Below are 9687 nucleotides of genomic sequence, written 5' to 3' on the forward strand. Positions count from 1 at the left end.
CCGAAGGAGCGTCCGGGTTCAAAACTGGTGCGGCCCTCGTACATGTGCAGGTCCGAGCCGCAAATGTTCGCTGAGGTTATGCGAACCAGCACGTCGGCGGGGTGCTCTATTTTGGCGTCGGGGATCTCCTCGACGCTGACGTCGTTCGGTCCTTTGTAAACTACTGCCTTCATTGTTCCGCTCTCTTCCTATGCCAACCTTGCAGGCCACGCACAAGTGCCGCCAGGGCGCACGTCGTCGAGGTACGCGTATGCGAGCCGCAGGGTAGTGGGATTCGTATAGGACCTCTGAGTCCACCCCAAGGGGCGGGAGGCCCGAGGATTTAAGGCGGCCGGCTGCCCTGGAAAACCCGGCTGGCCAGCCCCGTCGCGAAATAGGTAGCTACCGAGCCTCAATGCTAAGCACCCTTACTAAGAATGTCGAGGGGCAGCATGAACTGCTGCAGAAAAACGCGCCCAAAGGCTCCCTTGGTTGGGGCTGTCCGGGACCGATGGCGCCCCGTTCGCCGCGGGCGAGACAGGTCAGCACGACGAAGCCCCAATAGCCGAGCGACACGTGGAGGTAGCCACCCATTACGACCGGGTCGAGGGCAAGCAACGCCCAGGCCCGGTTGACGAATTACCGCGCCAGAAAGCAGATGAGCACGGCTGTGCTTCGCCGTGCGGACGGGCTCGGTCAGCCGTGCCGGCCGGAAGCCTCGTCCTACTACCCCAGGGGTTTTTGGCAGAACCCCCTTTCGATTCGTACTCGAATTGTTTGTGGGCTAACTGTTTGATACTTTGTTTCAGTTCCGCCCGGAGTGGCGCCCCCCAATCCCCTCCGGGCGGAACATAACGTGCGGCGCGTGACGGGCTTCGATCCGCCTCATCAATTCCGCGCCTGTCAACTGACAAGTCGCACAAAACAGTTCTTTTGGAGTGGCCGGCGCCTCCGGTCCAACCGATCGGCGGAAGGAAGGACGAACCGTTGGCAGAACGAGAAAGATTCCCAGGCAGTCCTGCGGGTTCTCCGGGTCGCACTGCATCCGTCCCAGATGATGGCGAAACCTTTCAGGGTCGCGACGCATGGATTGCGGGACCGGAAACCGTGCCAGCCGGGAGTCGCGTCCGCCTCCAAAGCGGCGGCCGGCCCGCGCTTGACGGTGTCCTCGATGAATGGATGCCCGATGGGTCCGCTTTCTGGATCTGGTTGGATGCCGGAGCAGGGCGGCGTCTTATCCATGAGGGCGACGGCGTCGAGGTCGTTACGGAGCCCCTGCCTCACGCCTAGGGGACCGTAGTGGTCTTTACGTATCCGCGGTCCAGCGAGCCAACGCCACGCAGTCGCGTCCAGTGTCCCGGACGTCTTCGGCCACTCCTCACTGCCACAATGCCGCTCCAACGACTCATCCGGAGGCCGTCGGCCATGGCCCTGCACTCCGCGGCCGCCCGAGCGTTGCTTCTCGGCGGTTCGGCGACTCGGCGACTCGGCCATTTCCGGCATTCGACTCCCGGGTGCATGTGTCCAACCGCGCCCCTGGTTGGTCATCCAGCCCGAACCAGCAAGGCATGGTTCTTCTGCGGCCCACTCGACACGAACCGCCCGGTCAGACGCTCCGCTGCCGAGCCGTTTCCGGCCTCAGTTCAACAGCAACTCATCCGCGAAGACAACCGGGTGCAGTTAAAGAAACTTTGATGAGATCTAAGAAAAGTATTGCTCATCACAGTTTTCGTGAATAGCATCTCCAAGGGATCTGAAATGCAGACCCCTTATGGACGGCAAAGGAGCCATCTTCATGCATATCGAAATCGCAGGTGCCGGCTTGGCGGGGCTGACCGCCGCGGCTGCGTTCGGCACGGCCGGATGTTCGGTCCGGGTACACGAAAAAGGTTCCATCCTCCGGGAGATCGGGGCTGGAATCTACCTGTGGGAAAACGGCCTGCGGGCGCTGGAAGCCATTGGGGCATACGAGGAAGTTGTCTCCCGGGCCGAGAAGGTTGAGGTTCCGTTCCTGCGGGACCACGACGGCAGCACCCTCCAGGACGAGTGGCTGCGGAACCACCGCCTTTACACCGTCGGCAGGCGGCACCTCTACCAGAGTCTTCTCAACGCGGCCCGTCGCCAGGGTGTTGAGATCGTCACCGACTCGCCGGTCACCGGGGCCACTCCGAACGGAACGCTGACGACGGCCGCCGGCCAGGAGTACCAGGCTGACCTTGCCATCGGAGCCGATGGCGTGTTCTCCAAGGTCCGGGATTCGCTAGGCCTGCGCCGGAAACTTGTGGATCTGCGTGACGGCGGCGGGCGGCATCTTATTCCCCGGACGGGTGACGATCCGGTGCACCAGACCATCGAGCAGTGGAACGGTGGGCGCCGCATCGGCATCATCCCGTGCTCACCGGACGAAACGTATGTTTTCCTCTGCTGCCCTGCAGACGACGTGACGGGCCGCGAACAGAATCCGTTCAACGCTGCCACGTGGATCGAAAGCTTCCCGGAGTTCCGCTCCCAGCTGGAGCGGATCCCCTTTGACACCGAAGGACGCTGGGCGCCTTTCCACGACGTTCACGTCAGCCAGTGGTACAGCGGCCGGACGGCACTGGTGGGGGACGCCGCCCACGCCATGTCGCCGAACCTGGGTCAGGCGGCCTGCGTTGCGATGACCAACGCCGTCGCCCTGGCGATCTCGGTTACCAACAGCAGCAGCATCGATTTCGCCCTCAAGTCGTGGCAGGAAGGCCAGCGCGAGATGAGCGAAGGAGTCCAACGCTACTCCCGCGTCTACGGCAAGGTCGGCACCATGTGGCCCAAGGGTTTCCTGGACGCGCGGTCCGCCCTGGTCAGGAAGCTCACGGCGTCCCGCCGGGTGCAGGGATCCATCAACTTCGCCGCCGAACGTTTTCCGGCCGGGCAGATCCAGCGCATCGACACCGTGGCCGCCGGCCGGAGGGAAGACGTGCTCGCATGAAAACCCGGAAACTGAAAATTGTTGCCCTGGCCGCCACCGGACTTCTCCTGCTCTCCGGATGCGCTACGGCAGGCGCCGAGGCCGAGCCGGTCAGCGGCGAATCCTGGTCCGCACCCGCGCTGCTGACGAACTGCAAGTCCCCCAAAGTGGACCCCCGTGGCTGCACCGGGCCGAACACCCCCGGGACCTACACGTCCCTGAGCCGGAGCGAGGTCACCAAGCCCTGGCGCATCTGCTCCGTGCTTCCCCATTTGAAGGACCCGACCTGGGTGGGAATGAACTATGGTCAGGCCACCCAGGCGCGGCAGTTGGGCGTCTCCCTCACAACCACGGATGCGGGAGGCTACGAGAACGTCGCCCAGCAGGTCACGCAAGTCGAGGATTGTGTCAGCTCCGGCGCAAACGCGGTGCTGTTGAGCGCGGTCAGCAACGAATCGTTGAACCCTGCCGTCGCCAAGGCGAAGAAGAAGGGTGTGGCGGTGGTCGACGTCGGGAACGGAGTCTCCTCCGCAGAGGTGGACGCCCGCGTGCTGCAGGACTACGTGGACATGGGCAAGATGATCGGTACCCATCTTGCTTCACTGAAGAAGCCGCTGAAAGTGGCGCTCCTGCCGGGACCTGCCGGGGCGGGATGGACGGAGCGGTCCCGGAAGGGCTTCGAGGCAGCCGTCGCAGGCTCGGCCGTCGAAATCGTGGATGTCAAGTACGGAGACACCGGCAAAGAGGTCCAGCTGAAGCTCGTTGAGGACACCCTGACCGCCAACTCTGGCATCGATGCAATTGTCGGCACGGCGATCACCATGGAAGTTGCCGCAACGCTGCTGGCCGAGCAGGGCAAGGCCGGGGACATCGGACTCTACGGTACGTACGTGACCCCGCAGGCAGTTGAACTCATCAAGCGCGGGCAGGCGAGATGCGCTCCGTCGGAACAGTCCAGCCAGATCGGAAAGATCTCGGTGGACCTTGCGGTGCGGACGCTGGAGCACAAACCGCTGGACAAGGACATTCAGCGCTACGCCCCGGAGCCCCTCCTGATCTGCGGACCCAAGGAGGACGGTTACGACAACACCGCGGAATTCGACGCCACCGGAAGCTTCGCGCCTCAGGGATGGTCACCGGCTTTCAACGTTGAAGCGGGCAAGTGATGGGCGCCACTGCCTTTGCGCTGACCGGCAACGTCCTCACCATGACCGCGGCACCCAACGCGCGCGTCGTCTACATCGAAAACCGCAAGATCGCCGGCGTCGGCGACGACGCCTATGCCGCCGAACTGCAGCGGAACGGAGTCACCGTCCACGACCTGGGCAGGCGCACGATCCTTCCGGGATTCATTGACCCGCACGTGCATTTCGCCCAGTACGCGGCCGGAACCCACCGGGGCATCGACTGCCGCGTACCGGCGTGCAAAACCATCGCGGACGTTCTCGATGCCCTGCGGACGGGGCTGAACGCGGGCCGGGCAGTGGGTGACTGGCTCATCGGTTACGGCAACTTGTTCTTCGACCAAAAAATCGCCGAACGCAGGCTGCCGACCCGACTGGAACTGGATTCGGTCAGCAAGACGACTCCCATTGTCCTGCACTGCGGCGGCCACGTCTCCGTGCTCAACACCCCTGCCCTGGCCTTGGCCAAGGTGGAGCGCTTCATCACCGGCGGCGAAGGCCTGTGGGGCAGCCCTGTGGTCCACCTTGACGACGCCGGCCAGCCAACCGGCGTCGTTGCGGAGATTGACGGCCTGCTGCCGATCCCGGAAAGCAGCGTCGAGGAACTGGCGCGCTTCTATTCGGCTACCTTCCACAACGACTTCCTCGCGCACGGCGTTACGGCAATCGGCGAAATGGCCGAATCAGCTCGCAACGTGGAGGCGCTGGACGCGGCGGTCGCGGACGGCAGCCTCAACGGACGGATTGCGCTGTACGCCATGGCACCGTCGCTGCTCCCGGCCGCGGCCGCCTGCGACTGGGTGGCCGGTTTTTCCTCACGCAGCGGGCCCGGACGGGTCTGGGCCCGGGGAGTCAAGGTGTTCGCGGACGGGGGATACTCGGCACGGAATGCGGCCAGCCTCGACGACTACTCCCGCGACCACAGCCCCCACGCCGGATACAGGGGCAAACTCAATCTCTCCCGCGGCGCACTGATGGAAGCCATCAGGACTGCACGCCACAAAGACGTGCAGATCGCCATCCATACCAATGGCACCAGGGCGCAGCGCGAAGCGATCGAGGCAATTCTCGCCGTGGGCGACGCCCACGACCACCCGCCGGTGCGCATCGAGCACCTGGGCAACGTGCTGGACTCGGTGGAAGAAATCGCGTCCTGGCGCGCGGCCAACGTGATCCCCGTGATGCAACCTGGCTTCCTGCACAACTTCATCGGTGACTACGTGCCCATGCTTTTCCCCGCAACGGGCAGCACGGGAAGGCTTCCGCTACGCACTGTGCTGCACGAAGGCGTATCGCCCGTCATCAGCTCGGACATCACTCTGGGCGGAGAACCGGGAGCGACGAATCCCCTGCACACTATCTGGTCGGCGGTGTCCCGAAGAAGCTACTGGGGGAACCACATCGAACCGGAGGAATCGATCTCGGTGGCGCAAGCTCTCAGGCTGCACACCATCGAAGCGGCGAAGGCCATCGGGCTCGACCATGTGGCCGGTTCCCTGGAGCCCGGAAAGGCCGCGGACCTGGTGGTACTGGACAGGGACCCGCACACCGTTCCCGAAGCGGAGTTGAGGAGCATCCGCGTGGAACGCACCTATGTCGATGGAGTTCTGGCGTATTCAGGAGGTGAGAAGGCATGACCGGCAACCCGTTAGTGGCCATCCGTAATGTGGGCAAGAAGTTTGCTGGTGTCACGGCACTCAGCGGTGTCTCCTTCGAGATCAGGCGCGGCGAAATCCATGCGCTCATGGGCGAGAACGGCGCAGGCAAGTCAACGCTGATCAAGATTCTCTGCGGAGTTCACAAGGCTACGACAGGATCAATAGCCCTCGACGGCACCGAAACAGTCTTCGACGGCCCACGGGACGCCGAGGAGGGCGGGATCCGGACGGTGTTCCAGGAACTGAACATCGTCCCGCAGCTTTCGGTGGCCGAGAACATCTCCCTGGGTTCGCTTCCCCTTAAATCCGGCCTCGTTGACCGGAAGAAGATGCTTGAGCGCGCGGCCGACGCCCTGTCAGGATTGGGGGCAGACCTGCCGCTGGAAGCCCGTGCCGGTGACCTGCCGCGGTCCTCCCAGCAGCTGATCGAGATCGCCCGGGCACTGATGGGTGAAGCACGGCTCCTGATCCTGGACGAACCCACGGCTTCGTTGGGCGAGAACGAGAGCCGGCAGTTGCTGAACATAGTGTCCGGGCTGGCCCGGCGAGGTGTCGCCATTCTCTATGTCACGCACCGCATGCATGAAGTGGAGGCCATTGCCGACCGCGTCTCGGTCCTCAGAGATGGAAAATTCATCGAGACTCTCGATGCCCCGATGGAGGAAGCCGTTATCGTCGAGAAAATGATCGGGCGCCCCGCGAGCTCGCTCTACCAACACTCAAGACGGGAACCTGGCCGCGAACTCCTCGTGGTTTCCGGGCTCGGAAGCGCAACCCTGCACGATGTTTCAATGACCGTGCGCGCCGGCGAGGTCGTCGGCGTCGCCGGCCTGCTCGGGTGCGGGAAATCCGACCTCGCCCGGGCCTGTTTCGGACTGCACCCGGTTCAGGATGGTGCCATTGAGCTCGACGGCGAACAGATCCCCAAGCCATCCCCGGCGGGAATGCTTGAGCGCGGTCTCGTCTACTATCCTTCGGACCGCCGGACCGAAGGCCTTGTTTTGGGCCGCCCGCTCTTCGAATCCATGACCATGGGTTCCCACCGGCCCGCGCAGATCACCCGGAAGGGCTTCCTGAGGACGCAGAAGGAATATGAACTGACGCACAGCATCGCCGAAGAGTTGGACCTGCGGCCCATGCAGCTTGACCGGGCGTCAGGGAAGTTCTCGGGTGGCAACCAGCAAAAAGCCGTTCTGGCCAGGGGCCGGCTGCGCCCGGCGAAAGTCCACCTGTTCGATGAACCGACGGTGGGAATTGACGTTGGGGCGAAGGCCGATGTGTACCGCCTGATCGACAACTACGCCGACGCCGACCACGGCGTGGTGGTGATCTCCTCCGACCTGACGGAGATCATCGGCATCAGCGACAGGGTCTACGTCATGCGCGAAGGCCGCATCGCCGCCCACCTGGCCGGCACCGACATCACCGAAGAAAACATCGCGAGGTCATTCTTCGCCGCAGCCCCGGCGTGAGCTCCTCCCTTTCCATCACTTAAAGGACAGAACCTTTGACTACAACACTTACTCCAGAACGCACAGCAGCCCCCGCCACCGCCCGGCGCAGCCTGCAGTTCATCCTGACCACCGGCCTCCTGCCTGCCCTGCTGATCCTGATGTGCGTTGTCTTTGCCATCGTGGAGCCGCGCTTTGTGGACGGCTCAAATCTGCTCAACGTCGCCCGCCAGTCCGTTTTCCTTCTCCTCATCGCCATGGGGCAGATGATCGTCCTGATCAATGCGCAGCTGGATCTGTCAGTCGGTGCAACCGTCGCGCTGACAAGCGTGGTGGTGGCCTCCGTGACCGCGGCAAGCTCGGGCGGGCCCGAAAGCGTCCTGCTGGGATTGGGGGCCGGGCTCCTGCTCGGTGCAGTGATTGGACTGGTGAACGGCTGCATCGTGGCCTTCTGGAAGGTCCCATCCTTCATGGCCACGCTCGGTTCCACCTCGGTGCTGACAGGCCTGGCCCTGATCATTTCCAAGGGCGCCCCCATCATCGGACTTCCGATGATCTTTTCCGACGTGCTGGCCACGTCCTCCGTTTTGGGGATTCCGGTGCCGGTGCTCCTGGGTGTCGTAATCGCCATCGGAATAGGGGTCTTTATGTCCCGGACCGCTCCGGGCCGCAACATGTACGCCGTCGGAGGCAACCGGGCTGCGGCGCTGGTGGCGGGAATCAACGTCAAGAAAACGGTCATCGTGGCCTTCGTCCTGTGCTCCATCCTCGCTTCCCTGGCCGGCATCCTCCTCACCGCCCGCGTGGGCTCGGGAGAAGCGTCGCTGGGTGCAAGCTTTGTGATGCTGTCCATCGCCGCTGCCGTGCTCGGCGGCACGTCGCTCTTCGGCGGCGAAGGTGTCCTGTGGCGTGTCGTACTCGGTGTCCTCTTCCTGGGCGTGCTCAGCAACGGCATGAACCTGCTCCACGTCTCCAGCTATATCCAGGAGCTGGTCATTGGCATGGTCCTGATCGCCGCCGTAGCCGCTGAAAGGCTCAAGAGGGTGGCGTGAAGGCACTCTCCGTTCCACCACAATCCCACTGATATGGTCATATACTGACCAGCCGCCATCAGGGCAGGCACAATCGGCGAAGGAGTAAACGGCATGGAAGACGCGGAGCCGACGGTCAACCCCGGAGGCACCCCCGGCGCCACGTCCCCTGGCCCCAGTATCCGCAGAATCCGCAGGTCCAAGGACGTGACCCTTCTCGAGTTGGCGCGCCAGACAGGGCTCTCCGAAGGGTTTATCTCCCAGATCGAACGGCAAAAGGCCAACCCGTCCTTCTCGTCACTGCTGCGGATAGCGGGGGCCCTGAATGTTCCCATGTCGCTGCTGCTCGCCGAATCTGATGAAACAAATCTGGCTGCCAGTCCCGCACCCCGGACCCTCGTGAACCACCCGTCCGGCGTTTACCGGGACCGTCTCGTTACCCCTGCGAACGCTAAAACGATCCAGGTCATCGAGGCGGTGCTGGAGCCGGGCGAGGGCTCACGAGTGGCACCGTATGCACACCCGGACGAGGAGGAATGCCTCGTCATGCTGGACGGGCAACTCGAGCTCCAATCAGGGGAAACTGTCTACAACCTGCAGGCGGGCGAATCCGTCCTGATCGACCCCGGAACGCCGCACTCTTACCGGAACCCGGCGTCAGTACCGGCACGCTGGCTCTGGATCTCGGCAACACAGGCCCCGCACCGGCACTAGGCTGCCGCGAGTTCCCCGTTCCCGGACCACCAACGATGTGCCTGACGTGTGTGCAGGCTGGGGGTTTGGGCTGGTTCCCGCCGGGAGCGACCCTCATCCGCTGTCGCTGACTGGGCTGGCTCTCCGCGGCCGACCGGGCTGGGAACCTTGCTGGCGATCCGCGTGAAGTTTTCGGCGGGCAGATGACGCTTGGGTACTGAAGCTGCGGCTCATGACCCTCCCGTCGGCGGGATCGCCATCTTATCCAGCAGGAGCTTCATATGCGGCCTGCCCCATCCCGGCGTTGGGTCTTGCTACCGAAATACTGCGCCAACGCGGCGCCACAGAAGACATATTAGGGAGAAACATGACCATGGCCTTAGAACGTGAAAATGAAATATTGTCGGCTGTTCCGACCGGCCTGCTGATCAATGGCGAGTGGCGTCCGGCGGTTTCGGGCGAAACCTTTGAGGTTGAGGACCCTGCCACTGGCAAGATCCTGCTGTGCGTCGCCGACGCGTCGGCCGAGGACGGCGCCGCTGCCCTGGACGCGGCCGCTGCTGCCCAGGAGTCATGGGCAAAGGTGCCGCCGCGCGAGCGTGGCGAGATCCTGCGCCGCGCTTTTGAACTCGTCACCGAGCGGGCCGAGGACTTCGCGTTGCTGATGACCCTGGAAATGGGCAAGCCGCTGGCCGAAGCCCGCGGCGAGGTCACCTATGGCGCCGAGTTCCTGCGCTGGTTCTC

7 protein-coding genes and 1 pseudogene are annotated in these 9687 nt (G+C 63.7%); 7 read left to right on the forward strand and 1 reads right to left on the reverse strand.

The annotated features are described in order from the left end of the window. Positions 1-173, reverse strand: a pseudogene (locus tag ACFQ50_RS23800) (aldehyde dehydrogenase); the annotation flags it as partial. A gap of 1601 nt (positions 174-1774) precedes the next feature. Here ACFQ50_RS23800 and ACFQ50_RS23805 point away from each other — a divergent pair. From ACFQ50_RS23805 to ACFQ50_RS23835, 7 genes are all read left to right on the forward strand, one after another. Then, complete coding sequence (locus ACFQ50_RS23805; RefSeq protein ID WP_377998076.1) at positions 1775-2947, forward strand: FAD-dependent oxidoreductase; 1173 nt, start codon at positions 1775-1777, stop codon at positions 2945-2947. Then, positions 2944-4092, forward strand: a complete 1149-nt coding sequence (torT, locus tag ACFQ50_RS23810) for a TMAO reductase system periplasmic protein TorT (RefSeq protein ID WP_377998077.1) — start codon at positions 2944-2946, stop codon at positions 4090-4092. The genes ACFQ50_RS23805 and torT overlap by 4 nt, the downstream gene beginning before the upstream one ends. Beyond that, the gene (locus ACFQ50_RS23815) at positions 4092-5747 is read left to right on the forward strand and encodes an amidohydrolase (protein WP_377998078.1); all 1656 of its coding nucleotides are present in this window, start codon (positions 4092-4094) and stop codon (positions 5745-5747) included. Before torT ends, ACFQ50_RS23815 begins: the two co-directional genes overlap by 1 nt. After that, positions 5744-7240 (forward strand): sugar ABC transporter ATP-binding protein, encoded by a 1497-nt coding sequence (locus ACFQ50_RS23820; protein WP_377998079.1) that lies wholly within the window; start codon positions 5744-5746, stop codon positions 7238-7240. Before ACFQ50_RS23815 ends, ACFQ50_RS23820 begins: the two co-directional genes overlap by 4 nt. Before the next feature lie 35 nt (positions 7241-7275). Beyond that, entirely contained in the window at positions 7276-8271 is a 996-nt protein-coding gene (locus ACFQ50_RS23825; protein WP_377998081.1) for an ABC transporter permease, read from the forward strand. 93 nt (positions 8272-8364) lie between these two features. Next, complete coding sequence (locus tag ACFQ50_RS23830; protein ID WP_377998082.1) at positions 8365-8964, forward strand: helix-turn-helix domain-containing protein; 600 nt, start codon at positions 8365-8367, stop codon at positions 8962-8964. Between the two features lie 346 nt (positions 8965-9310). Further along, a partial coding sequence (locus ACFQ50_RS23835; protein ID WP_377998083.1) for an aldehyde dehydrogenase family protein occupies positions 9311-9687 on the forward strand: 377 nt, incomplete at its 3' end.

This window comes from Arthrobacter sp. NPDC056493, assembly GCF_042795115.1.
GTDB lineage: Bacteria > Actinomycetota > Actinomycetes > Actinomycetales > Micrococcaceae > Arthrobacter.

What these genes read in the sequence shown, in the direction of transcription:
- ACFQ50_RS23805 (WP_377998076.1), top strand. Translation starts at nt 1,775, where the DNA reads ATGCATATCGAAATCGCAGGTGCCGGCTTGGCGGGGCTGACCGCCGCG.
- torT (WP_377998077.1), top strand. Translation starts at nt 2,944, where the DNA reads ATGAAAACCCGGAAACTGAAAATTGTTGCCCTGGCCGCCACCGGACTT.
- ACFQ50_RS23815 (WP_377998078.1), top strand. Translation starts at nt 4,092, where the DNA reads ATGGGCGCCACTGCCTTTGCGCTGACCGGCAACGTCCTCACCATGACC.
- ACFQ50_RS23820 (WP_377998079.1), top strand. Translation starts at nt 5,744, where the DNA reads ATGACCGGCAACCCGTTAGTGGCCATCCGTAATGTGGGCAAGAAGTTT.
- ACFQ50_RS23830 (WP_377998082.1), top strand. Translation starts at nt 8,365, where the DNA reads ATGGAAGACGCGGAGCCGACGGTCAACCCCGGAGGCACCCCCGGCGCC.